Raw genomic sequence first — 23,355 nt, forward strand, 5'->3', positions numbered from 1 at the left:
CGGCACCCGGCTCGGTCAGGCAATAACTGCCCAGCTGATCCATCGAACACAGCCCCGGCACCCACGCGCGCCGCTGCTCCTCGGTGCCGAACCGGTCGATCATCCAGGTGACCATGTTGTGGATCGAAATGTACGCGGCGATCGACGGGCACCCCTTCGCGAGCTGCTCGAAGATGCGGGCCGCGTCGACACGAGTCAGCTCGGACCCACCCACATCCTCGCGGATGTAGATCCCACCCATCCCCAGCGACGCCGCCTTACGCAGGACATCCACCGGGAAATGCTTGGCCTGATCCCACTCCACAGCGTGCGGCGCGAGATGCTCGGCCGCGAAGTCACGGGCAGTGTCGCTGATCGCCCGCTCGTCATCGGTCAAGGTGAACATATGAATCGACCCTTTCAGATCGGAGAAGTTGGAAGTACTATAGTTGGATATCCATGTAAATTGCCAATGGGTGTGACCCACTCCAAACCGAAACACTTCGACACGGGAAGTGCCGACACAGTCCCGTCGCCAAACGCGAGTTTCGCGAAATACACACTCAGGGCGTTCATTCGATGCTCATTCCGGACAACTAGGAGGCTTCCGGTGGCCACTGCGCAACCACCCCACTCGGCGCCGGCTGCCGAATCTGTGCCGCCGTATACATCGCTGATCGCCGCCGTACTGCAGACGCAGAAGCTGATCACCCATCAACTCAACTCCACGTTGCGACCACTCGGACTGTCGTTCGCCCGGTACGAGGTCTTGGCCATGATGATCGCCGCGAACGCCCCACTACCCATGGTGCGGATCGTCCGTGCTCTCGACAGGCATCCCACCACCATCGGAACGCTGATCGAAGGGCTCGAAGGTTCCGGGTTGGCCTTACGGACGATCAATCGGTCCGATCGCCGTTCGACCCTCGTCACGATCACCGACAAGGGTCGCGAGGTGGCAACCTCGGCGACCCGCGCCCTCGATGCCGTCGCCCTCGCGGACCCGAAGGTCATGCGCCGTCTCCACGAGGACCTGCAGCAGCTACTCTCCGCAACCCGGCGTGCATCGACCGCCGCACGGGGCGGACACCACACCACGGCGGCCGACCTACCGGGAGGCCGGCCGTGATCGACGTCCGGAACATCCGCTCGGATGACCTTCGGTACCTGCTCGCCGTCGCGCGAACCGGACGCCGCCAATCCGCGGCGCTGGACCTGGGCGTCGACCACACCACCGTCTCGAGGCGTGTGCGTGCGCTCGAGAAGGTCCTGGGTGTCCGTCTGCTGCAGCGCAGTGCCGACGGATGGGAGCTGACCGATGTCGGCCGATCGATCGCGGAGAAGGCGCGACTGATCGAGGAAGCCGTTCAGGAAACCGCCGACGTGGTCCTCGGTATCAGTGAGAATCCACTCCGGGGAACCATCCGGATCACCGCTCCGGACGGATTCGGGTCGTTGTTCGTCGCTCCCGCATTGGCCAAGCTGCGGATGAGTCACCCGCACCTTGTCGTCGAGTTGATCACGGATACAAGGCAACTGAATCTGTACCAATCAGGGTTCGACCTCGCTGTCGCGGTGGGCACACCGATCACCAGTCGGCTGGTCTCCGAACGTGTTTGCCAGTACTCGCTGGGGTTGTACGGCAGCGAAGGATACTTCCGCGAGCACGGCGAACCCGGCAGCCTGGACGAGCTGACAGCGCACCCGCTGGTCTTCTTCGTCGACTCCTTGCTGCAGGTCGGGGATCTCGACCTGAGCCGGCATCTGCCCGGTGTCGCTGCAAAGTTCATGTCCACCAACATCTTCGCTCATGTCGCTGCCACGCGTTCCGGCGGTGGCATCGGGCTGTTGCCGGCGTTCATGGCGGACCAGCACACCGATCTGCGCAGGATCTTGCCGGAGGCCGTCGATGTTCGCCTTGCCTTCTCCCTGGCCGCGCGCCGCGAAAGCCTCACCAATCCGGCGGTCCAGGCCGTCCGGCAAGCGATTCAGGAAGAGGCGCGCAGTCGGCGAGACGAACTGGTCCCCACTGTGTAGGTTCCCGGCGCACCCGGGGCGGTGTTGCAGGAGGCAGACTCCTGCAACACCGCCCCGGTGTGCCAGTCGGACTCTCACCGAGTTCACGCCTGCGCGGGCACCATCGCATCGAGCGGATCGGTGGCGTCGACCGAGTCGAGCCAGTCGAGAATCTGTTCGGTGTGCTGTCCGAGCACCGGCGGCGCAACATGCGCGGACCGCACCAGCGACTCACCGCCGGCCGTTTCCATCCGCAGGGACGGACCCGGCAACTGCACCGGCCCCACCACGGGATGCTCGACCTCGAGGAGCAGGCCCTGGCTGCGGGTCTGCTCCCATTCGTAGACCTCGTCGATGGTGCGGATCGACCCGGCGGGAACACCCGCGGCCTCGAGCGCGGCGAGGACGTCAGCCCGAGGACGTCGGGCGAAGTCGGCCTCGATTGCGGTGATCAGCTTGTCGCGGTTCGCGACCCGGTCCCGGTTGACCGTGAATCGTGGATCGTCCGCCGACAGCCCGGCCACCGGAGCGAATTTCGCCCAGATCGCCTCGCTGCCGACCGCGATCTGAACGTATCCGTCGGCGCAGCGGAAGCTTCCGTACGGCGCGATCTGCGGGTGGTGGTTACCGGACCGCTGCGCGACCTGCCCACCGACCGTCCACTTGGTGCCCTGGAAGGTGTGGGCGCTGATCGCGGCGGCCAACAGGGACGTCCGGACGACCATGCCCTTGCCGGTCTTTTCCCTCGAGGCCAGTGCGGCCGAGACTCCCGTGGCGCCGTGGACACCGGCGAGGACGTCGGCGACCGGGACTCCGATCCGCGTCGGCTCCCCGTCGGGGTCACCGGTCACCGACATCAGCCCGGCCTCGCCCTGGGCGATCTGGTCGTAGCCGGCGCGGGATCCCTCCGGGCCGTCGTGCCCGAAGCCGGTGATCGACAACGTGATCAGCCGCGGGTTGAGCTCCTCGAGTACGTCGGCCGGAAAGCCCAGCCGGTCGAACGCGCCCGGCCGCAGATTCTCGATCAGCACGTCCGCCCGCCGAACCAGGCGACGGAGCGCATCCTTACCGTGCTCGGATTTGAGGTCGAGCACGATCGATTCCTTGTTCCGGTTCGCCGACATGAAGTACGACGACTGCGGGTCGTCGGCCGGCCCGACGAACGGCGGCCCCCAGGTGCGGGAGTCGTCGCCGGTGCCCGGGGCTTCGACCTTGATCACCCGGGCACCGAGGTCACCGAGCATCATCGCGGCGATCGGCCCGGCCAGCGCCCGGGAGAGGTCGAGCACGAGGATGTCATTGAGTGGTCCGACAGTCATGGTGCGCTCCCTTCTCAGAGTGTGCGCAGGCGCACGTTGACCTGCTTGGTCTGGGTGAATCCGGCGATCATGCCCTCGAGCGACACTTCGCGGCCGAGGCCACTCTGCTTGTATCCGCCGTACGACTGGCCGACCATCTGGCCGCCGCCCTGGTTGACCTGCACCCACCCGGTTTCGAGGGCATGGGCGGTGGACAGCGCCAGATCGAGATTGTGGGTCCACACGTATGCGGCCAGACCGTAGTGCGAGTCGTTGGCCATGTCGATGACGTCGGAGTGGTCGTTCCACGGGATCGCGACGAGCGCCGGCCCGAAGATCTCCTCACGGGACAGGCGCCAGGAGTTGTCGGCGCCGGAGAACACGGTCGGGCCCATGTAGTAGCCGTCGGAGTTGCCGAGCTTGTCCGGTGAGCCGTCGAGGACGGTGGCAACCTTGGTCGAGCTCAGGCCGTCGTCGAGGAACCCGCAGACCGAGGCGAACTGCTTGTCGTTGACGATGGCGCCCATGTCCGTGGACTCGGCGAGCGGATTCCCGACCTTCAGCCCGGCCAGGGTGTTCACCAGCCGGTCGAGGACCTCGTCGTAGACGTCCTGGTGCAGGAACAACCGGGAACCGGCGGTGCAGCTCTGTCCCTGCCGGTGTACCCGGGTCGACAGCAGCAGTTGATTGATGAAGTCGTCGTCGATGTCCACGTCGGGGAATACGATCGAGGGGTTCTTGCCGCCGAGTTCGAGGGAGACGTGTGCCAACCGGCCACCGGCCTCACGGGCAACATGACGTCCCACTTCGGTCGAGCCGGTGAAGGAGATCTTGTCGACGTCCGGGTGCTGGACCAGTGCTTCACCGGCCACCCTGCCGGATCCGGTGAGGACGTTGAGCACACCGCCCGGCAGGTGTTCGGCGCAGATCTCGGCGAGCAGCAACACGCTCAGCGGAGCCGCCTCGGCCGCCTTGACCACGACGGTATTTCCCGCGACGAGGGCGGCGGGGATCTTGAATCCGGCGATCATCAGCGGGGAGTTCCAGGGCAGGATGCATCCGATGACGCCGAGGGGCTCCTGGCGGGAGTACTGGAGCTGATCGTCGCCGGCGGGGAGAACCGTGCCCTTGATCTCGCCGGCGACACCGGCGAAGTACCGGAACAGGTTCGCCAGGGTGGCGACCTCGGGGCGTGCCTGGGTGCGCAGCGCATTGCCGGTATCGAGGGCGGTGAGGCGGGCCAGTTCCTCGGCGCGCGCGTCGATGGCGTCGGCGATCTGGCTCAGGATCCGGCCTCGCGCCGTGAAGTGCTGAGACCGCCACCGAGGGAAGGCTTTCTGCGCAGCACGCACCGCGCGATCGACGTCCTCGGTGCTCGAGGACGGGACACGGCCGATCACGTGCTCACGAAGAATCGGGGTGGTCACCTCACTCCACTGACCGGAACTGGCGTCCACCCAGGCCCCGTCGACGAACATGGGGTAGTCGCGGGCCTCGGGAATATGGAGCTCAGCGAGTGAGGTTTGTGTGGAGGTCATGTCGGAATCTCCTTGATATTCGGATGGCTCTGCTGGGGTGCAGGGAACAGCGTTCAGGTGGACGGAGCGACGCTTCCGCGCTCGGACAGCGCGCCGATCGCGAGGGCGTAGACCTCGTCGACCTCACCTTCCGCATCGACGGCCAGCAGAAGCGGCGAGTAGTAGTCGAGCAGCGGTCGGGTCTCGTCGTGATAGACCCGCAGACGTCGACGAATGACGTCCTCGGTGTCGTCGGCGCGGCCACGGGCCAGCATCCGTTCGACGACTGCATCGTCCGCTATCGAAAAGTCCAGGACGGCGTCGATCTGGCTCAGCTGTCGGCCAAGGAGCTCATCGAGGGCGATCGCCTGAACCACGGTGCGGGGGAAGCCGTCCAGAATGAATCCTGTGGCCGTGTCGTCGGCCGCGAGGCGCTCCGCGACCATCCCGATGGTGACCTCGTCCGGGACCAGTTCGCCGGCATCGAGGAACGATTTCGCCGTCCGCCCCAGTTCCGTGCTCTGTGCGATGTGGCTGCGGAACAGATCGCCGGTCGAGATGTGGGGGAGCTGCAGCGCCGTCGAAAGCGACTGCGCCTGTGTGCCTTTGCCCGCTCCCGGCGGCCCTGTCAGAATGATGCGCACAACGAATTCCTTTCACATCGAGCAGCGTCTCACTCCCGCGGCACGGGGCGAGGTCTACGTGGGAGGGGCTACGACTGTTGTGCCTGCACGTCATATGCACCGGCACGGATTGCCGTCACGATCGCAGAGAAGTCACGGCCTGGGCCGTCCTGGGCGACGAACTGTTCGTAGAGTTCGGTGGCGCGTCGTCCGAGCGTCGTTTCGACACCGTTGTCCGTCGCTGCGGACTGCGCGAGTCGGAGGTCCTTGAGCATCAATGCACTCGCGAACCCGCCGGCATAGTCGCGGTTGGCGGGGCTGGTCGGAACCGGTCCGGGAACCGGGCAGTTCGTGGTCAACGCCCAGCACTGACCGGACGCGGTCGACGAGACGTCGAACAGTGCCTGGTCGGTCAGGCCCAGCTTTGCGCCAAGCGCGAAGGCTTCGCTGACGGCGATCATGGAGATCCCCAGGACCATGTTATTGCAGATCTTCGCAGCCTGACCTGCTCCGGAGTCGCCGCATCGGACGATACGGGACCCCATGGCGTCGAGCAGTGAGCTTGCTCGGTCCACCGCGTCGGCCGGGCCGCCGACCATGAAGGTGAGCGTTCCGCCGTCCGCGGCGACCGTGCCTCCGGACACCGGGGCGTCCACCGCCTGATGCCCGGCGCCGACAGCCAGTTCAGCGGCGGCTCGCGCGTCGCCGACATCGATCGTCGAGCAGTCGAGGAAGAGGGTTCCCTGCGATGTGGCCGGGACCAGGTCGGCGTAGACGTCGAGCACGTGCTTGCCGCTGGGCAGCATGGTGATGATCACGTCGGCACGCTCCGCTGCATCGACAGGAGATGCAGCAGAGTCGATTCCGTGTGATGACGCCATCTCGGATGCCGCTGGGGAGGGGTCGAATCCGATGACTGTGTGGCCGTTGCGCACCAGATTCGTGGCCATACCCAAGCCCATGTTTCCGAGGCCGAGGAAAGCGATCTTGCTCATCTGTACTCCTAGCGGTGTGGTAACCGACGTTCAACGCGCAGTCCGAGTCGATGCCGGCAGGTGACGTCGACTCGGACGAGCCCATGGGATAGACCCCGGGAATCTCTTCGCTTCGCGCAGTTTCCGGCGGGGACGAATACAAGTGTGCCCGGGTATGGAGGCCGGGGGAATCACCTAACCTGCAATGGGGATGTGCAATATTGCATCACCGCGCGCCGACAGCAGACCCGAAACCGCCATCTTCGTCGGAAGGGGCGATCACCTGGGACCGTTGGGCGGTGGGCCGAGGTCGACGGAGATTTCCATGCTCCCGAATCCGAGGTAATCCACTCGCAGCCCGCCCAGCCTCAGCGTGGCGGTCGCTTCCTGTACCTGGGTAGTCAGCCGGTGAAGCCGGGCGCGGTCCCATTCCGGCGTGTAGGGGTCGTCGTTGTCGAGCAGGAACGCGAACAGCTCGTCCAGGGCCCGCCGGAACTCGCGTACGTCCTGCCGGGCGGCGATGTGCTCGACCACGGTCCTCACCTCTGGTCGGTGTATCGGCGCCGGCTCTTCGCGCGTTGCACAACGACAGGAATCACCGGGTACGGCAATCGCACACCCCCGGGCGGACTACCCCGCGTCGGCGCGGTGCGCGGTGCCGAAGCGGCGTTGGTAGGCAGCCGGTGACATCGACAGCTCCCGCACGAAGACTCTTCGTAGGCTCTCGTAGCTCGGGAAGCCGGCGAGTGATGCTGCCTGTGTTGCGTTGTGCCCCTGGCCGAGCAGCGCCTTTGCCATGTCGAATCGGACCAGCTCGACATACCGGGCAGGTGTGGTGGACAGCTCGGTTCGAAAGAGTCGCGTGAGGTGTCGAGGGCTCACGTTGAGGTGTCCGGCGAGTTCGGCGAGCGAATGCTTCCCGGCGGGGTCCGCCGTCACCAGATCCACAATTCGGCGGAGGGCTGGTGTGCGCGGCGGTGGGCCTTGGAGTGGGGCAGAGAACTGCGATTGTCCGCCCGCGCGCTGCAAGTAGACCACCAGGCGTCGGGCGACGTCGCGCGTCAGATCGGGGCCATGGTCTTCCTCGACCAGCGCCAGCGCCAGGTCGATGCCGGCGCTCACGCCCGCGGACGTGTACGTGGTGCCGTCGCGAACATAGATCGAGTCGGGTTCGACGAGGGTTGTCGGGTGCCGGGCGGCAAGTTCGTGTGCGACTTTCCAGTGCGTGGTCGCGCGTTTGCCCTCCAGGAGGCCGGCCGCCGCGAGGATGAACGCGCCTGTGCAGATCGAACCGACCCGAGCAGATCGCGTTGCGAGCGTGCCCGTTGCCTCGACGAGGTCGCGGGAGATGGCGGTTCGAGGGTAGATGTCGCCGCCGGCCACGAGGAAGGTGTCGGGTGCCGGTTCCGATCCTGCGTCGCCGTCGACGGAGATCTTTATCCCGATAGACGACGCAACACCGGCACCGGTCGGCGACAACAACACGATCTGGTAGTCGGCGCCGCATCGATTCGCCTCCGCGAACACCTCGGCGGGGCCGGCGACATCGAGCAGCTTCACCCCGTCGTAGACCAGGACCGCGACCCGATGCGGGTGGGGGCTCGTACGCACGCTCACCGCCTGTCCGAATTCGGGTGATTCATGGCCGGACCGAGGCGGCGCCGGACCCTCGATGTTCGGCACCGTAGAGGGACGGACACATCGTCTGTTCTACAACATCGAAACCTGAAAGTGCAGGGCTCATGACCGAGATCATCGCAGGAGTAGAGATTCCCGAGACACAGGCGGCAGCCGAAGCCACTCGCCTCGTCCATGGATACGACGAGCCCCCTGATCTTCCATCACTCACGGCGCGAGTTCCTCTTCAGCACGCTCCAGGCTCGCGAGCTCGGCCTGCAGCCAGACCCTGAGCTGCTCTACCTCTCTGCCCTCTTCCACGACACTGGCCTGCTCACGCCCTTCTCGAATGTCGAGCAGCGGTTCGAGCTCGATGGGGCCGATCATGCTCGCAAGTTTCTGCTCGATCGCGGTTTCTCCGCTGCTGCCGCCGAGGTGGTCTGGACGGCGATCGCGCTGCACACCACACCCGGGATTCCCGGCCGGATGGGGGACGAAGTCGCCGCCACCCACTTCGGCGTCCTCACTGATGTGGTCGGGCTGGGTCTGGCCGGACCTTCACCGACTACATCGCACGATCGGCGCCGTGGAAGGATCATGTTCGTCGAGTCGCAGACCGTCCCGGAGCTCGCGCAGCGGGGCGAGCAACTCGTCAAGGAATGCACGGCCGATCGCGGCATCGCTCGGCAGGCCGAGCGGCGACGAAGCACGCGACAAGGTCACCACTCAACTCCACTCGACAGCGATCTTCGACGCTCTCTCCTTCCTTCGCCAGCACTGGCTCATCGGAAACTCTCGAATCTCCAAAAGCTTCGTCGTAGAGCATGTTTCGTTGGTGATCGATCCCAGGTCGACCTCAACAGCGCGTCGGATCCAACCACACATGGTTTCCCATCCGCTTGGATGAGGGTGCGGCAGCGCTTTCGGTGGATTTCGTTCAGAGGGCGAGCTGGTCGTCGCAGGCCCTTCCGAGAGCCGGCCCTCGGCGACAGCGCCGAGGGCCGAGGGCCGAGAACTTTACGGCGCAACCGGGTAGTGACTGGTGATCGCGACCCGATTCCAGGCGTTCATCACGGTTGCCAGCCAGCTGATCGCGGACATCTGCTCATCTGTGAGGGAGCCGTCATCCCAGGTTCGCCGTTCCGGAACGGCGAGAGCGGTGACCTGTTCGGCGAGAGCGAGAGCCGCGCGCTCCTGGTCGCTGAAATACTGCGACTCCCACCACGCTGCGACGACGGCCAGTCGATCCGTCGTCTCTCCCTTGGCGAGGGCGTCGCGGGTGTGCAAGCGAACAGAAGGCGCAGCCGTTGAGTTGGGAGACGCGGATCTTCACCAACTCCACCAGGAGCGGTCCACTCCCGCCGTTTCCAGAGCAGCTTTCACTTCCGCGTCCAGCGTCGTCAGGCTCCGATAGACGGACGGGTGCTGCTTGCCGAGATTCACGCTGGTCATGACGTTCCTTCTGAGTAGGTTGTCGAATGGTTGTGGGTCCGGGCGCCCGCACCGATGGTGCTGAACGAGGTTGCCTGAAGATCGCGCGCTGTCTTCCGGTGCGTCCCGGTCATGCAGACCACGGCGACCCCGTGATGCGATCAACCATGCTCATGCTGCGGAAGCCGGGAACGAAGTGGTCCAGTACGTCGGCATTGACGGTGCCGTAGGTGGTGTCCGGCCGGTGGCTGAGCCCGTCGACGAAGGCACGCAGAAATTCGTTCTTGAAGTCACCCCGCGGATGGACAGCGGTGATCTCCTCGACCCGGCGCGGACGACGTGCCGAATTAGATCGTGTGGCTGCGTGCGGCGTCTTGTAAATGTTGACATCGACCGCTGTTGACAGCGTGTGATGTCAGTTCTAGTGTCTTCGGCATGCGCGGCATCAACGAGGAGGGCGCCCGAATGGTCAGGTCTGCAATACCGGTGGAACTTCCGGTCGACAACGTCGATCAGGCACCCGAAAGGGTCGACGTACTCATCGTCGGCGCGGGATTCGGTGGGCTGGGAACTGCGATCAGACTGAAACAGGCCGGCATCGACGACTTCGTCGTGCTCGACCGTGCGGAGGACATCGGCGGAACGTGGCGGGTCAATACCTACCCGGGAGCGCAATGCGACATCCCCTCGATCCTCTATTCATTCTCTTTTGCTCCCAACCCGAACTGGACCAGGCTCTACCCGCTGCAGCAGGAGATCCACGACTATCTGCGCGCCTGCGCTGAGAACTTCGGCATCGTCCCGCACCTGCGGATGGGTCATGACGTGCAAGACGCGACCTGGGACGACGACTCGCAGGCGTGGCACGTGACCACCAGTCATGGAAACTGGGAGGCGCGGATTCTGGTCGGGGCGATGGGCCCGTTCAGTGAACCGGCGGTACCGAACCTTCCCGGACTGGCGAGCTTCCAGGGCGCTGTTTTTCACTCCGCCGCCTGGGACCACGAGCACGATCTCGCCGGGGAAAGGGTCGCGGTGATCGGAACCGGTGCCTCTGCGGTGCAGATCATCCCCCGAATTCAGCCGAGCGTCGGTTCGATGACGGTGTTCCAGCGGACCCCGACGTGGATACTTCCGCACCCCGACCAACCGATGACCGGATGGCCACAGAGATTGTTCGCGCGGGTACCTGTTGCCCAGCGGCTGGCGCGGGCCGGTCTCGATCTGGTCCAAGAGGCGATGGTTCCGGGTTTCGTGTACAAGCCGGCGCTGCTGAAAGGGCTGGCGGCGCTCGGCCGCGCCCACCTGCGCCGCCAGGTCCGCAACGCGGAGCTGCGGACAAAACTCACGCCCACCTATGCGTTCGGTTGTAAACGACCGACGTTTTCCAACTCCTTCTATCCGGCGCTCGCGCAGCCGAATGTGGACGTGGTCACCGACGGAATTCGTGAAGTGCGATCGAACGGGATCGTCACCGAGGACGGCGCTCTCCACGAGGTCGACACGATCGTGATGGGAACGGGCTTCCGGCTGACCGACAATCCCGCGTTCGATGTGGTGCGAGGGCGCGACGGTCGTACCCTGGCCGAGGCGTGGAACGGCAATGCCCGAGCCTATCTCGGCACCACAATCAGTGGATTCCCCAACTTCTTCATGTTGCTCGGCCCCAATTCCGTCGTCTACACCTCGCAGGTTGTGACCATCGAAGCTCAGATTGCGTACATCCTCAGTTGCCTGCAGGAAATGAACGCGCAGGGGGCGGCGAGTATCGACGTCCGCCCCGAGGTTCAGCAGGCATTCGTCGACGAGGTCGACAAGAGGCTACAGACCTCGGTGTGGAACACCGGTGGGTGCACCAGCTATTACCTCAGCGGCGAGGGCCGCAACTTCACCTTCTACCCGGGGTTCAACCGCCGCTTCCGCGCGCGGACCCGGCGGGCGGACCTCGACCAATACATCCTCAGCGGGGTCGGAGCCTCGGCAAAATCGACAGTGAGGACAGCAGGATGATGTCGTTTCCCCGAATAGGCCGAAACCCTGTGGTCGATCCGGTCGGTGCGCGGCGATACACGGACGAAGCGCACGCGATCACCGCTCGTGACGTCGAGTTCTCCTGGGACGGAGTGCCGTTGCACTATGTTCCCGGCGAGCCGATGGCCACGCATGTCATCAACTTCATGCACTTGGTACTTCCCGAAGGCGAGCGCGCGATGTCCGCGACGTTGGCCGAGGCGCTGCCACTGATCGAGGACGAGCGGCTCCACGAGGAGGTCGTCGGGTTCGTCGGCCAGGAGGCGACTCACGCCGCGTCGCACAAGGGGGCCCGTGAACACCTCGCGGAACTGGGCATGGACATCGAACCGATGTCGAAGAAGATGGACTGGCTCGTAGACCGGATTCTGGGAGATCGAGGGCTGTCCGCCCGTGCGAAACGGGCGTGGCTGTGTGAGCGGCTGGGTTTGTTCGCCGCCATGGAGCACTACACCGCCGTGGTGGGGGAGTGGCTGCTGACGGACCCCGCACTGGAGAAGGCGGGCATGCACCCGATGATGCTCGACATGGTCCGGTGGCACGGCGCCGAGGAGGTCGAGCACCGCAACGTCGCCTTCGACGCCTACATGTACGTCGACGGCAGCTATGCCCGCCGCGTACGAACGGCACTGATCGCCAGCCTCACCCTCATCCTGCTGTTCCTGACATCGATGAACTACCTCTTCCGCACCGATCCGTCGGCGGACAAGGGGCACTTCTGGCCACTGCAATTGATCCGTGCAACCAGGCGGGGGCTCGTGCCCAACATCAAATTCCTGATCACGGAAATCCCGCCGTACCTCCGTCCCAGCTTCCATCCCTCGCAGATCGGTGACATGGATGTGGCGATGCGCTACCTCGCACAGTCGCCTGCCGCCAACCGTTCCTACCGAGAAAGCGACTCATGACAATGACGACGTCGGACAGTTCCGCAGGCTCGGACTCCGATACGCCCGACTTCGAACCCTCCAGGGTTCTCCGGCTGGCTGCGCGGGCGACGGTCGCGTACCGAAACGTGTTCGCCGCCAGTCGCGCTGCTCCGTGGCTGTCGAGGCCGAAGCCCGTGCGTCACTGGGGCTTCGATATGAATCTGATTGTTGCGGAGGTGCGGACCGAGGCAGCTGATGTCGTCAGCATGACAGTGGTGTCGCCGGACGGACGCGACCTCCCGTCCTGGATCCCAGGCGCGCACCTCGACCTGATCCTCCCCTCGGGAAAGCAACGGCAGTACTCACTGTGCGGCGACCCCGACGATCTGTCGTCCTACCGCATCGCGGTGCGTCGGATCGACACCGGCCTGGGTGGTTCGCGGGAGGTCCACGACTCCGTGCGGACCGGGACCCCGATCACCGTGCGGGGGCCTCGCAATGCCTTCCCACTGGTTGCCGCGGAATCGTATCTGTTCGTCGCGGGCGGAATCGGAATCACTCCGATCCTGCCGATGGTGAAGAGATGCCACGACCGTGAGCTGCCATGGAGGTTGGTCTATCTCGGACGCTCCCGAGAAACCATGCCGTTCCTCGACGAACTCGCCTGGTATCCCCGTGGCCAGGTCGAGATCCGGCCGGACGACGAATTCGGTCCTCCTGATGTCGCCGGCATCGTCGCCACGGCTTCCCCTGGTGCCGCCGTCTACATGTGTGGCCCGACACCGTTGATGACCACCGCGCGTCGGCTGATGTCCGAGATCGACCCGACCGGATCGCTTCACACCGAACGCTTCTCACCACTTCCGGTGGTCGATGGCCGTGAGTTCGAGATACGACTCGCCCGCCGAGGGACGACTGTGTCGGTCGGGCCGGACGAGACCGCGCTCGCGGCGATCCGCCGGGAGGTCCCGGGTGTCGCCTACTCGTGCCGGCAGGGCTTTTGCGGCACCTGTCGCGTGCGCGTCCTGGCCGGCGAGGTCGATCACCGCGACAAGATCCTGACGCACAACGAACGGGAGAATTCGATGCTGGTCTGTCTGTCCCGCTCGGCCGGTGGATCGCTGGTGATCGACCTGTGATGCGCTGGTACCCACTCGCCGCCACCGACGACGAGTTCCTGCAGACCGCCCGATTCCGGCTCGTGCACATCGTGAACGTGTCGACGGACACCGACCACGTGTGGAGTGTGTTGACCGCACACGACGCACTGGTGTCGTGGGCGCGGCTGATCACGGCAAGCGAGTGGACGTCGTCCCGGCCCTTCGGTGTCGGTACCACCAGAACCGTGACGCTCGGTCACGGCGCCGCGGCGCTGAGGGAACGCTTCTACCGCTGGGACGAGGGCAGACGGATGACCTTTACCGCCGAGTCCGCCAGCAGACCCGGATTCCGCCGGTTCGCCGAGGACATCACCCTGGAACCGACGTCCGACGGAACCCGGCTCACCTGGACCTTTGCGATGGACACCACGCCCGGGTTCGCCCCATTCCTCGTACTGTCCCTGCCAATCCTCCGTCGGGTGACACGGGGATGGGCGCACGCGCTCGCCGACAAGACGCTCGACGAACCGAAGGGAACCCGCCGATGATCACGACCACGGCTGCGGCCGACATGTTCGATGTGATCAGTCCGGCGACCGGGCGGGTGGTAGGAACCCACCCACGCGGGTCGGCCGACGACATCGACGACGCGGTGCGCCGAGCGCGCGAGGTCGCCGGCTGGTGGGGGTCGCTGGGATTCGACGAACGGGCCCGGCGACTCGACGCGTGGCGGGGCATCATCGCCCGTCGGGCACCGGAACTCGCGGAGCTCACCCACCTCGAGATGGGTAAGCCGCGCGCAGACGCGATGCTCGAAATTGCGATGGCCTCGGAACACCTGGCGTGGGCGGCCAAGAACGCCGCCCGTGTACTGGGTCGGCGCCCGGTCCGCTCCAGCCTGCTCACCGCCAACCAATCGGCGAGCGTCGAATATCTCCCCGTCGGAGTCGTGGGGGTGATCGGACCGTGGAACTACCCGATTTTCACCCCGCTCGGTTCTTTGTCCTTCGCGCTCGCAGCCGGGAACACCGTTGTCTACAAGCCCAGCGAGTACACCCCGGGCGTCGGTGTGTGGTTGGCCCAGGCATTGTCCGAGGTCGTGCCGGAACACCCGGTTCTACAGGTGGTCACGGGTGACGGCTCCACGGGAGCCGCGCTCTGCCGATCGGGCGTGGACAAGATCGGGTTCACCGGTTCCACCGCCACTGGAAAACAGGTGATGACCGCGTGCGCGGAGACACTCACTCCGGTTCTGATGGAGTGCGGCGGAAAGGACGCCTTGATCGTCGATGCTGACGGCGACCTCGACGCGGCGGCCGACGCGGCCGTGTGGGGTGGGTTCTCCAACGCCGGTCAGACCTGTCTCGGGGTGGAGCGGGTGTACGTGCACGAAAAGGTATTCGACGCGTTCGCCGATCGGGTGGTCACTCGTGCACGCACGATCCGGGCCGGTTCCGGCGGGAACGCCCAGATCGGTCCCATCACCATGCCCACACACATCGACGTCATCCGTCGCCACATCGACGACGCGATCGGGAGGGGCGGCCGCGCCGTACTCGGAGGGCCGGACGCCATCGAGGGCAACCTCGTGCAGCCGACCATTCTGGTGGACGTGCCGGAGGACAGTGTCGCGGTCACCGAGGAGACATTCGGGCCCACCATGACCGTGACCAGGGTGCGGGATATGGACGACGCGGTCGACCGAACCAATGCGAGCCGATACGGATTGGGGCTGAGCATCTTCTCCCGCCGACGCGGCGAGGAGATCGCGACGAGAATCCGCACCGGCGCAGTGTCGGTCAATTCGTACGTCATGTACGCCGCCGTCCCCAGCCTGCCGCTGGGTGGTGTCGGTGATTCCGGATTCGGCCGGGTCCACGGCGCTGACGGGTTGAGGGAGTTCACGTTTGCCCGTGCGATGACGAGGCAGCGATTCCCGTCGATTCTTCCGCTCACCACGTTTCGGCGCACACCGCGGATCGACACTCTGGTGCGCGTTCTCGTCAGACTGCTCCACGGAAGGCATTGATGATGGCCACGTTCAGAACCCGATCGACGATCGCTCGCACCCTGAGAGACCTGGGACTCCCACTTCCCGGTCGAGGCGCCGAGTACAACGTTGCCGGAAAGGTGGTCCTGATTACCGGCGGCGGCGGCGGTATCGGACTGGCATCGGCGCGAGCACTGCATGCCCGCGGCGCGACCGTCGCGCTGATCGATGTCAACCAATCCGCGCTGACGGCGGCCGAATTCGCGCTCGGACGACGGCGGGTCCTCACCCTGGTCGCCGACGTCCGCGACCGTCGCGGCATGGATGCAGCCGTACACCGGGTGATCGAGCGGTATGGGCGGCTCGATGTGGTGATCGCGAACGCCGGAGTGACCCCGCCCCCGTCCACCCTCCGCCAGATAGATCCGGCGGGCTTCGACCGCGTGATCGACATCAACCTCACAGGCGTCTTCAACACCGTCCATCCGGCGATCGACGAAGTGATTACGCGACGCGGCCACATCGTGGTGGTGTCGTCTGCGGCGGCCTTCGCACCCGGTCTCGGTGGTGCGTCCTACATGATCAGCAAGGCCGCCGTCGAACAACTCGGCCGGGCACTCCGTCTCGAACTCGCCGGCTACGGCGCCTCCGCGGGTGTCGCGTACTTCGGGATGGTCGACACACAACTGGCTCGGGCAACGCTGGACGACGACGAGATCGGCAGAAGGCTCGATGCGCGTCTTCCTCGTCCGCTGCGCCGCCGCATCAGTCCGGAGGATGCCGCGACTGTGATCGCGGATGCCATCGCTCGCCGCGCCGGACGCACCCTCGCTCCGGCGGCATGGCAACCGTGGGCACTGGGACGAGGACTGGTGAACGTGCTCGCCGACGGCTACCTGGCGGCCGATGCCGAATGCCACCAACTGATCCGCGAGCTCGAAGAACGCCCCGTCACCACATATCCGAGTGGATCCACAGCAGCCGGTCCTGAACCGAGGAGAACGCCATGACCATCGATGAAGCGCCCCACACCCTGTGCGCAGCATTTCAACGCACCGCCGCCATCGACCCGGACGCCATCGCACTGCGAACGGTCGGCGATTCACAGACGTTGACCTGGCGGCAATACTCGAGCCAGGTCCGCGAAGTGGCGGCTGGATTCGCCGCACTCGGAGTCCGCCGCGGCGACACCGTCGCCTTGATGATGGCCAATCGCGTGGACTTCTACCCCATCGACGTCGGAGCGCTACATGTCGGGGCGACGTCGTTCTCGATCTACAACACGCTTCCTCCCTCTGCCATCGCATACGTTCTCGGCAACGCCGAAGCCAAGGTCGTGGTGTGCGAGGCCCAGTACGTGGAGCGAATCAGGGAATCCGGCGCACTGCTGGAGCAGATCGTCGTCATCGATGCGGAGGCAGGAATTGCCCCGGCCGGGACGCTCACCTTGGACCAGATGAAGGCTCTCGGCTCACCGGAGTTCGACTTCGACGCCGCGTGGCGCTCGGTGCGGCCCGACGATGTTGCAACCCTGATCTACACCTCCGGCACTACCGGCAACCCGAAAGGGGTGGAGTCGACTCATGCCGCATTGCTGTTCGAGGCCGGCGCGGTGTGCTGGATCCTCCCGATCGAGTTCGGGGACCGCATCACCTCCTTCATGCCGTCGGCACACATCGCCGATCGGATGACGGCTCTGTACTTCCAGATGGTGTTCGGAACGCAAGTCACCGTGGTCGCGGACGTACGGCAGATCGCTGCCGCACTTCCCGACTGCCGGCCGACCATCTGGGGCGCGGTACCGCGGGTCTGGGAGAAGCTGAAAATCGCGGTCGAACGGGCGGTGGCGAACGAGCCGGACGACGCACGACGGCGCGCGTTGCAGTGGGGCCTCGAGGTCGGCGCGCGCCGGATCGAGTTGCTCCGGGTAGGTCTCCCCGTACCGGAAGAATTGGAACACGAGTTCGTCAAGGCAGAATCGGTGGTGTTGGCGCCGATGCGCGCCGAACTCGGATTCGACAAGCTCCGATGGGCCGTGTCAGGAGCGGCACCGATACCCGCCGACACGCTGGCATTCTTCGCGGGGCTCGGGCTGCAGATCTCCGAGATCTGGGGGATGTCGGAACTGACCTGCATCGCCAGTGCGGCCCCGGCCGATCCCGCCAAACTGGGAACGGTCGGCAAGATCGTGCCCGGCATGGACATGCGGGTCGCGAACGACGGTGAGCTTTTCGTTCGTGGTCCCCTCGTCATGAAGGGTTACCGGGGAGAGCCTGCCAAAACTGCCGACGCCGTCGACGCCGACGGATGGCTGGCCACCGGTGACGTGGTGTCCATCGACCGGGACGGATACCTCACCGTCGTCGATCGGAAGAAGGAACTGATCATCAACTCCTCGGGGAAGAATATGTCCCCAGCCACCATCGAGAACGCAATCAAGGCCACCTCCTCGCTCATCGGCGGCGTGGCCACTATCGGAGATGCGCGGCCGTACAACACGGCCCTGATCTCGCTCGACCCCGAGGCCGCGGCTAATTTCGCCGCGGCGAAGAACATCCGGGTCGATGCCGCTTCCCTGGCAGCGGACCGCGACATGATCACGATGATCGCCGCCGCGGTCGCGATGGCCAACACCGGCCTCTCTCGCGTGGAGCAGGTCAAACGCTTCCTGATCCTCCCCACCTTCTGGGAGCCGGGCGGTGACGAACTCACCCTGACGATGAAGCTGCGCCGTAAACCGATCGCCGAGAAGTATGCATCGGAGATCGAGCTGCTCTACCGCGAACTCCTCGCCCAAGGTGTGTATGAGCCCGCCGCCGACCGGACGTCGGAGGTCCCGGTCGGGACCTGACATCACTAACCCATCGTGACTTAATCGCAACAACTTTGGAGACGAACCCTTGACTTCTTCCACTGTCACCACGGAAAGCGGCGCATCCCCGTGGATGGACGACGAGCTCGACGCAGTTGCCGAACTCGCACGCAACTTCTTCGCCAAAGAGGTCACCCCCCACCAACGCCGGTTCACCGAACAGGGCTTTCCGGACAAGGAGGTCTACGGCACCCTGGGTAAGCTGGGCTTGTCGGGTATGTCGATTCCTACGGAGTTCGGTGGAGGGGGAGGAACTTTCGCCCACGATGCCGTGCTGTTTCACGAACAGGTGATGGCAGGTGACCACTCGTTGCAACTCGGTGTGCACTCGGGAATCGTTCCGCACTACCTGAACGCGTACGGAAGCCACGAGCAGAAATCGCGATGGCTTCCCAAGCTCACAAGCGGTGAATGGGTCGGTGCCATCGCCATGACCGAACCGGGAACCGGCTCAGATCTGCAAAACATCACTACCAAGGCCGTACGCGACGGGGGCGACTATGTCATCACCGGCGCCAAGACCTTCATCTCGAACGGTCGCAACTGTGACCTCGTCATCATCGCGGCCAAGACCGATGCCACGCTCGGGTCGAAGGGGGTGTCTCTCATCGTCGCCGAGGTGAACGACGACACTCCCGGATTCTCGCGCGGACAGATCTTCGACAAGCTGGGCCAGAAGGGGCAGGACACCACTGAACTGTTCTTCGACGGTCTTCGCGTCCCCGTGGACAACCTCCTCGGAGAACGCGAGGGTGCCGGATTCGTCCAGCTGATGCAGCAACTACCACAGGAAAGATTGATCTGCGGCGTCGCTGCCGTCGCCGCGATCGAACGCGCGGTAGCCCTCACCATCGAGTACACCAAATCGCGGACAATGTTTGGGAAGACACTGTTCGATCTCCAGAACACGCGCTTCGAACTTGCCGAATGCGCTTCCCTCGCAAGGGTATCGCGCACCTTTATCGACGACTGTATCGGCAAACACCTTCGCGGCGAACTCGACGTCACCACCGCCGCGATGGCGAAGTACTGGTTGACCGATCAACAGTGCGCCGTGATCGACCGCTGTCTACAACTGTTCGGAGGATACGGCTACATCCTCGAATACCCCATCGCCCAGATGTACGCCGACGCCCGCATCCAGCGCATCTACGCCGGATCCAACGAGGTCATGAAGGAATTGATCTCGAGAGCGCTGTAGCAAGCAGTCCGCCCAGCATCTTCGCGTAGTGGCCGATGACACCAGTTCCTGGGTCACGGCGGCGACGGCGGTCTTTCCCACCCCGGCGGGCGACGACGGGCACGATCGTGACTGTGGGATCGCCGAGGAGTGTGAGGACTTCCGTGACGTCGGCCGCCCGCCCGACGTGACCGGTCGGTGGCGGCACAGTGTGCCGCGAACATCTGGGTCCATGGGAACCCCCCTTCGTCGAAGGTGCCGTGCGCAGCGGAGATGTGGATCGAACGGTGTGCGATACCGGATCAGCGGGACCGTTACCGCTGCCGGCGGTGGCTATTCGCGGGTGAGAGCCCTCCACGTCGAGAATGCTGCGCCGGCGAGGAGCCCACCGGTCAGCACGAAGACGGCGTCGGTCCCGGTGGAGCCTGCGATTGCGCCTGCGGTGAGCGGGATGAAGACTTGCCCGAGCCGATTGCCGGTCAGGCGAAGTGAGAGCGCCGACGCACGGTTCGAGGGAGGTACCAGTCCCGCAACCCAGGTCATGGTGAGGGGCTGTGCGAGGCCCCAGAAGAAGCCGGCAACTGCCATGAGGATGCCGACGATGATCGGTTGAGGCACAGCCGGTATCAGGGCGACTGGCAGTGCCGAGCACAGTGTGCCGGAGATCAGGAGCCACCGGCGCGGTGCCAATTGCAGAAGTCTGGTCAAGAACACACGAGAAACGATCGCGGCGATCGAGCGGGCTGTCAGGATCGCGGTGACCGTCAGTACGGAAAATCCGTACTGCTCCCCGAGGACCGGCAGGTAGGCGGTGGTCAGGTCCATCGAGGTCAGCACGATCAGGCTGCTGAAGACGGCGGGGCGCATGCCGGAGGTGGACAGCATCGCCATCGTCGACTGGCGTACGGGAGCTGCGGATTTTCGCGGTGTCGCGGTCTTGGGTGTCCGAAGGTGCGGTGACAGGCTCGCGGTGGCTGCGAGTGCCGCGAGCACCAGCATCGCGAGTAGCGCGCCGCTGGTTTCGACGTGTCCTTCGTGGCTGCGGGATGCGATGATTCCGGCCACCGGAATGCCGATGGACTGTCCCACGGAGATCCAGACGGTCAGGCCGCCGAATCTGCGGTCGTATTGATCGGGGGAGGACATGAGCGGTACGTATCCCTGGCCGGATACCAGGGTCAGGATGTGGCCGAATCCGAGCAGGATGCTGCCGGCGGCGAGCACGACCAGGTCAGTGCTGGTGATGATCACGACGACCGCGACGCCGGAAAGCGCTGCGCCGATACGCAGTACCGCGGCCGCGTGCCTGCCGTCCACGGCCCGGCCGATGGGGATCGCTGCGACCAGCGGGACGAGCGAATACAACGCGGTCAGGATCCCCACGGTCGCGCCGTTACCGCCGAGCTCGAGGGCTCGGTACGAGATCATCACGCGCACTGCCGCGTATACGGCCTGTAGGAGTGCGGTGACGAGGCAGAGGGAGACGAACCAGGACTTCACGAGTGAGTAGAAGAGATTCGGCGCCTGACGAACTCAGACATTCCCGAAGTCTTCGCGCTCGTCCGATCCGGCCGCGCGCAGTTCGGGTTGGCTCTCCCGAATCTTGTAGGCGCGCTGGATGTGCTGTGCCATGAAGTCACCAGCGGCCTGGGCGTCTTTCCGCACGATGGCCTCGAGGATCTGGTCGTGATCCTTTTCCAGTTCGTGGGCGTCGGGTGGGTGTCGCCACACAGTGGTGCTGGGTGTCAGTCTCGACCACAGCAGTTCGATGTGCTGGACGACCAGGGGAGAGGTCTGGCTGTAGATGGCGAAGTGGAAGGCCCGGTTCATCAGGGACAGGTCGGCCGCGGTTGCTGCGCCGTCGCGTTGCGCCCGGTCGAGGGCGGCGTGCTTTTCCCTGATGGTCTCGAGCCCTGCCGGTGTCATCCGTTCGACCGCCATCACGGTGGCCTCACGTTCGGCGGCGGCCCGCAGCCGGTACAGGTCGCGGGCGGTGTCCGGGGTCATCTCCCGTACGGAGGCGCCCTTGTGTGGGGAATAGCTCAGAACCCCGTCGGCCGCGAGTAGTCGCATCGCCTCCCGCACGGGTGTGGCGCTGACGCCGTACCGCTTGGCCAGTACGGTCTGCTTGATCAGTTCGCCCGGTTTGATCGCGCCGGAGGCGACGTCCTGCTTCAGTCGCTCGGCGACGTATTCCGTCCGGCTCACCGGAGGAGCGGCTCCCATGTCACTCGACGTCATGACGGCTCCTTTCGGGAGCAAACCGAGCAGCGAAACCACCACTCTATTTTCTGTACTCCATAGTGTCTATCAGCCCGAACCGGAAGGCGCCCATTCAGGTGGCTTTCTATCGATAGTAGACAACACTCTATAGAGTATGTAACTTGAGTCACGCAGACACGCCGATGTGATCGGAGCCTCCACGGGGCTTCTCGGATCGCGGCCCGGAACTACTGATGGAGACCCCATGACCTCCTCTGATCGCCTGACCTGGAACATTGCCGAGTGGATCGTCGACCAGCAGCAACGCCCGCTGCCCGAAAGGATGGATCACCACGTCAGGCGGCTGCTGCTCGATCACCTTGCCGGTGTCGTTGCCAGTTCGCCGGGTGCGGTGTCCGGGGCAGTCGGCGAACATGTGCACCGCATGTACCCCGGCACCACGGCGACCGCCATCGGTCACGGCCGGAGCTCCGCGTTGGGCGCGGCCCTGATCAACGGCACCAACGGGCATGGCATCGAAACCGATGAGGGGTACACACCAGGCAGTATGCATCCCACCTCGGCGATCTTCCCGGCGGTGTTCGCGGTCGCCCAGGAGAAGGGGATCAGCGGGGATCGTGTGCTGACCGCGGCAGCCATCGGGATGGAACTGTCCTGCCGGATCGCTGCCGCCGGTCACCCGGCTACCCGGAACCGGCATTTCCACAACACCGCCATTGCGGGTGTCTTCGGGGCCGCGGCCGCAGTTGCGGTACTTCTGGAGCTCGACGTCACCGGAGTGGCGAACACCCTCGGTATCGCCGGCTCACATGCGAGCGGATTGTTCGAATTCCTCGGCCAGTCGGCGGAGATCAAACGATTCCATCCCGGCAAGGCTGCCCGTGACGGCATCACCAGCGCGGATCTCGCGCAGGCAGGGTTGACGGGCCCGACCACGATCCTCGAAGGCAAAGACGGATACTTCGCCGCCTACGCGGGAGTCGAGGGCACCGATTGGGACCCTGGGATCCTCCTGGGCGGCCTGGGGGAGGAGTGGGTGCTGCTCGGGACCTACGTCAAGCCGTACCCGTGCTGCCGTCACCTGCACGGGGCAATCGACGCCGCCCTTCACCTGGTCAAAACCCACACCATCGACCCGGCCGACATCGCATCGGTCACCGTCGGCACGTTCGCCATCGCCACCCGGCACGCAGGACGACAGCTCGACACCATCCTCCAAGCACAGTTGAGCCTTCCGTTCACCGTCGCCGTCGCGTTGCTCCGCGGCGGGGTGACCCTGACCGACTTCAGCGAAGACACTCGGTCGAACATCGCGGTACAGGCACTGATGAACAAGGTGCAGGTCGTCCTCGACGACGCCGCCGACGCGGCATACCCGAAGTCCGGCCGCCCGGCCGATGTCACCGTCGTCATGAACGACGGCACCCGATACCAGCACCGCGTCGAACAGCCCTACGGCGAACCGTCGAACCCGCTGTCCGACAGCGACCTCGAAGGCAAGGCCCGTGCTCTGGTCGAACCCGTCATCGGCGCCGACGGCACCAAGAACCTGATCGAGTCGTCGTGGAACTTCGACTCCCTCGAGTTCCTCGATTTCCTCGACTCCGCGGTCCGCAACGCCGACCCCCGATAAAC

General features: G+C 65.1%; 21 protein-coding genes and 3 pseudogenes. 12 read left to right on the plus strand and 12 right to left on the minus strand.

Going from position 1 to position 23,355, the window contains the following annotated elements:
* Positions 1-385, minus strand: a 385-nt coding sequence (locus HGB39_RS15290) for an acyl-CoA dehydrogenase family protein (RefSeq protein WP_210752633.1), incomplete at its 3' end; no start/stop codon positions are given.
* 204 nt (positions 386-589) lie between these two features.
* On the opposite strand from HGB39_RS15290, the gene HGB39_RS15295 reads away from it, so the two are divergent.
* Together HGB39_RS15295 and HGB39_RS15300 are read left to right on the plus strand one after the other, a co-directional pair.
* Positions 590-1,108, plus strand: a complete 519-nt coding sequence (locus HGB39_RS15295) for a MarR family winged helix-turn-helix transcriptional regulator (RefSeq protein WP_051055155.1) — start codon at positions 590-592, stop codon at positions 1,106-1,108.
* Positions 1,105-2,016: a LysR family transcriptional regulator gene (locus HGB39_RS15300; RefSeq protein WP_005568041.1), complete on the plus strand. Its 912-nt coding sequence runs from the start codon at positions 1,105-1,107 to the stop codon at positions 2,014-2,016. Before HGB39_RS15295 ends, HGB39_RS15300 begins: the two co-directional genes overlap by 4 nt.
* A gap of 83 nt (positions 2,017-2,099) precedes the next feature.
* Here the strand turns inward: HGB39_RS15300 and HGB39_RS15305 are convergent, their stop codons facing one another.
* From HGB39_RS15305 to HGB39_RS15330, 6 genes are all read right to left on the minus strand, one after another.
* Positions 2,100-3,314 carry a CaiB/BaiF CoA transferase family protein gene (locus HGB39_RS15305; RefSeq protein ID WP_005568043.1) on the minus strand — a complete coding sequence of 405 codons (1,215 nt, stop codon included), beginning with the start codon at positions 3,312-3,314 and terminating at the stop codon, positions 2,100-2,102.
* Between the two features lie 14 nt (positions 3,315-3,328).
* A complete protein-coding gene (locus tag HGB39_RS15310; RefSeq protein ID WP_005568045.1) occupies positions 3,329-4,831 on the minus strand; it encodes an aldehyde dehydrogenase family protein in 1,503 nt (500 codons plus the stop codon).
* 53 nt (positions 4,832-4,884) lie between these two features.
* On the minus strand, positions 4,885-5,454 hold the full coding sequence (locus tag HGB39_RS15315) for an adenylate kinase (RefSeq protein ID WP_005253494.1): 570 nt from the start codon (positions 5,452-5,454) through the stop codon (positions 4,885-4,887).
* 68 nt (positions 5,455-5,522) lie between these two features.
* A complete protein-coding gene (gene mmsB / locus HGB39_RS15320) occupies positions 5,523-6,428 on the minus strand; it encodes a 3-hydroxyisobutyrate dehydrogenase (protein WP_005568047.1) in 906 nt (301 codons plus the stop codon).
* 258 nt (positions 6,429-6,686) lie between these two features.
* Positions 6,687-6,941, minus strand: coding sequence for a hypothetical protein (locus tag HGB39_RS15325; RefSeq protein ID WP_005568049.1), 255 nt, complete (start codon positions 6,939-6,941; stop codon positions 6,687-6,689).
* Between the two features lie 96 nt (positions 6,942-7,037).
* Positions 7,038-8,090, minus strand: coding sequence for a GlxA family transcriptional regulator (locus HGB39_RS15330; protein ID WP_005568050.1), 1,053 nt, complete (start codon positions 8,088-8,090; stop codon positions 7,038-7,040).
* Positions 8,091-8,149: 59 nt separating this feature from the next.
* On the opposite strand from HGB39_RS15330, the pseudogene HGB39_RS39855 reads away from it, so the two are divergent.
* Positions 8,150-8,588 (plus strand): annotated as a pseudogene (locus HGB39_RS39855) (HD domain-containing protein); the annotation flags it as partial.
* On the opposite strand, the gene HGB39_RS15340 reads toward HGB39_RS39855, so the two are convergent.
* From HGB39_RS15340 to HGB39_RS38665, 3 genes and pseudogenes are all read right to left on the minus strand, one after another.
* On the minus strand, positions 8,583-8,747 hold the full coding sequence (locus HGB39_RS15340) for a hypothetical protein (RefSeq protein WP_162276263.1): 165 nt from the start codon (positions 8,745-8,747) through the stop codon (positions 8,583-8,585). The pseudogene HGB39_RS39855 and the gene HGB39_RS15340 sit on opposite strands and share 6 nt — an antisense overlap.
* A 294-nt stretch (positions 8,748-9,041) precedes the next feature.
* Positions 9,042-9,476: pseudogene (locus HGB39_RS15345) on the minus strand (carboxymuconolactone decarboxylase family protein).
* Positions 9,477-9,585: 109 nt separating this feature from the next.
* A pseudogene (locus HGB39_RS38665) lies at positions 9,586-9,789 on the minus strand (HD domain-containing protein); the annotation flags it as partial.
* A 131-nt stretch (positions 9,790-9,920) separates the two neighbouring features.
* Here HGB39_RS38665 and HGB39_RS15355 point away from each other — a divergent pair.
* The 8 genes from HGB39_RS15355 to HGB39_RS15390 all read left to right on the plus strand — a co-directional run bounded on the left by HGB39_RS15355 (position 9,921) and on the right by HGB39_RS15390 (position 19,518).
* Entirely contained in the window at positions 9,921-11,465 is a 1,545-nt protein-coding gene (locus tag HGB39_RS15355; protein WP_043790434.1) for a flavin-containing monooxygenase, read from the plus strand.
* On the plus strand, positions 11,462-12,394 hold the full coding sequence (locus HGB39_RS15360) for a metal-dependent hydrolase (protein ID WP_043790424.1): 933 nt from the start codon (positions 11,462-11,464) through the stop codon (positions 12,392-12,394). The genes HGB39_RS15355 and HGB39_RS15360 overlap by 4 nt, the downstream gene beginning before the upstream one ends.
* On the plus strand, positions 12,391-13,494 hold the full coding sequence (locus HGB39_RS15365) for a PDR/VanB family oxidoreductase (RefSeq protein ID WP_043790426.1): 1,104 nt from the start codon (positions 12,391-12,393) through the stop codon (positions 13,492-13,494). The genes HGB39_RS15360 and HGB39_RS15365 overlap by 4 nt, the downstream gene beginning before the upstream one ends.
* Complete coding sequence (locus tag HGB39_RS15370; protein ID WP_043790429.1) at positions 13,491-14,003, plus strand: SRPBCC family protein; 513 nt, start codon at positions 13,491-13,493, stop codon at positions 14,001-14,003. The genes HGB39_RS15365 and HGB39_RS15370 overlap by 4 nt, the downstream gene beginning before the upstream one ends.
* Positions 14,000-15,484, plus strand: a complete 1,485-nt coding sequence (locus HGB39_RS15375; RefSeq protein WP_005568061.1) for an aldehyde dehydrogenase family protein — start codon at positions 14,000-14,002, stop codon at positions 15,482-15,484. Before HGB39_RS15370 ends, HGB39_RS15375 begins: the two co-directional genes overlap by 4 nt.
* The gene (locus tag HGB39_RS15380; RefSeq protein WP_005568062.1) at positions 15,484-16,455 is read left to right on the plus strand and encodes an SDR family oxidoreductase; all 972 of its coding nucleotides are present in this window, start codon (positions 15,484-15,486) and stop codon (positions 16,453-16,455) included. The genes HGB39_RS15375 and HGB39_RS15380 overlap by 1 nt, the downstream gene beginning before the upstream one ends.
* Positions 16,452-18,296, plus strand: coding sequence for a fatty acid--CoA ligase FadD11 (gene fadD11 / locus HGB39_RS15385; RefSeq protein WP_005568064.1), 1,845 nt, complete (start codon positions 16,452-16,454; stop codon positions 18,294-18,296). Before HGB39_RS15380 ends, fadD11 begins: the two co-directional genes overlap by 4 nt.
* Before the next feature lie 94 nt (positions 18,297-18,390).
* Positions 18,391-19,518, plus strand: a complete 1,128-nt coding sequence (locus HGB39_RS15390) for an acyl-CoA dehydrogenase family protein (RefSeq protein WP_005568065.1) — start codon at positions 18,391-18,393, stop codon at positions 19,516-19,518.
* Between the two features lie 312 nt (positions 19,519-19,830).
* Here the strand turns inward: HGB39_RS15390 and HGB39_RS15395 are convergent, their stop codons facing one another.
* Together HGB39_RS15395 and HGB39_RS15400 are read right to left on the minus strand one after the other, a co-directional pair.
* A complete protein-coding gene (locus tag HGB39_RS15395; RefSeq protein ID WP_005568067.1) occupies positions 19,831-20,997 on the minus strand; it encodes an MFS transporter in 1,167 nt (388 codons plus the stop codon).
* Positions 20,998-21,030: 33 nt separating this feature from the next.
* Entirely contained in the window at positions 21,031-21,738 is a 708-nt protein-coding gene (locus tag HGB39_RS15400) for a GntR family transcriptional regulator (RefSeq protein WP_007297032.1), read from the minus strand.
* A gap of 226 nt (positions 21,739-21,964) precedes the next feature.
* Between HGB39_RS15400 and HGB39_RS15405 the strand changes: the two genes are divergently transcribed.
* Complete coding sequence (locus HGB39_RS15405) at positions 21,965-23,353, plus strand: MmgE/PrpD family protein (protein ID WP_005568069.1); 1,389 nt, start codon at positions 21,965-21,967, stop codon at positions 23,351-23,353.
* The last annotated feature ends 2 nt before the right edge of the window (positions 23,354-23,355 follow it).

The organism is Rhodococcus opacus, from assembly GCF_012396235.1.
Taxonomy (GTDB): Bacteria; Actinomycetota; Actinomycetes; order Mycobacteriales; family Mycobacteriaceae; genus Rhodococcus_F; species Rhodococcus_F opacus.

Coding starts and splice junctions, on each gene's coding strand:
- HGB39_RS15305 (WP_005568043.1), bottom strand. CDS start 3,314: ATGACTGTCGGACCACTCAATGACATCCTCGTGCTCGACCTCTCCCGG.
- HGB39_RS15310 (WP_005568045.1), bottom strand. CDS start 4,831: ATGACCTCCACACAAACCTCACTCGCTGAGCTCCATATTCCCGAGGCC.
- mmsB (WP_005568047.1), bottom strand. CDS start 6,428: ATGAGCAAGATCGCTTTCCTCGGCCTCGGAAACATGGGCTTGGGTATG.
- HGB39_RS15355 (WP_043790434.1), top strand. CDS start 9,921: ATGGTCAGGTCTGCAATACCGGTGGAACTTCCGGTCGACAACGTCGAT.
- HGB39_RS15360 (WP_043790424.1), top strand. CDS start 11,462: ATGATGTCGTTTCCCCGAATAGGCCGAAACCCTGTGGTCGATCCGGTC.
- HGB39_RS15365 (WP_043790426.1), top strand. CDS start 12,391: ATGACAATGACGACGTCGGACAGTTCCGCAGGCTCGGACTCCGATACG.
- HGB39_RS15375 (WP_005568061.1), top strand. CDS start 14,000: ATGATCACGACCACGGCTGCGGCCGACATGTTCGATGTGATCAGTCCG.
- HGB39_RS15380 (WP_005568062.1), top strand. CDS start 15,484: ATGATGGCCACGTTCAGAACCCGATCGACGATCGCTCGCACCCTGAGA.
- fadD11 (WP_005568064.1), top strand. CDS start 16,452: ATGACCATCGATGAAGCGCCCCACACCCTGTGCGCAGCATTTCAACGC.
- HGB39_RS15390 (WP_005568065.1), top strand. CDS start 18,391: ATGGACGACGAGCTCGACGCAGTTGCCGAACTCGCACGCAACTTCTTC.
- HGB39_RS15400 (WP_007297032.1), bottom strand. CDS start 21,738: ATGACGTCGAGTGACATGGGAGCCGCTCCTCCGGTGAGCCGGACGGAA.
- HGB39_RS15405 (WP_005568069.1), top strand. CDS start 21,965: ATGACCTCCTCTGATCGCCTGACCTGGAACATTGCCGAGTGGATCGTC.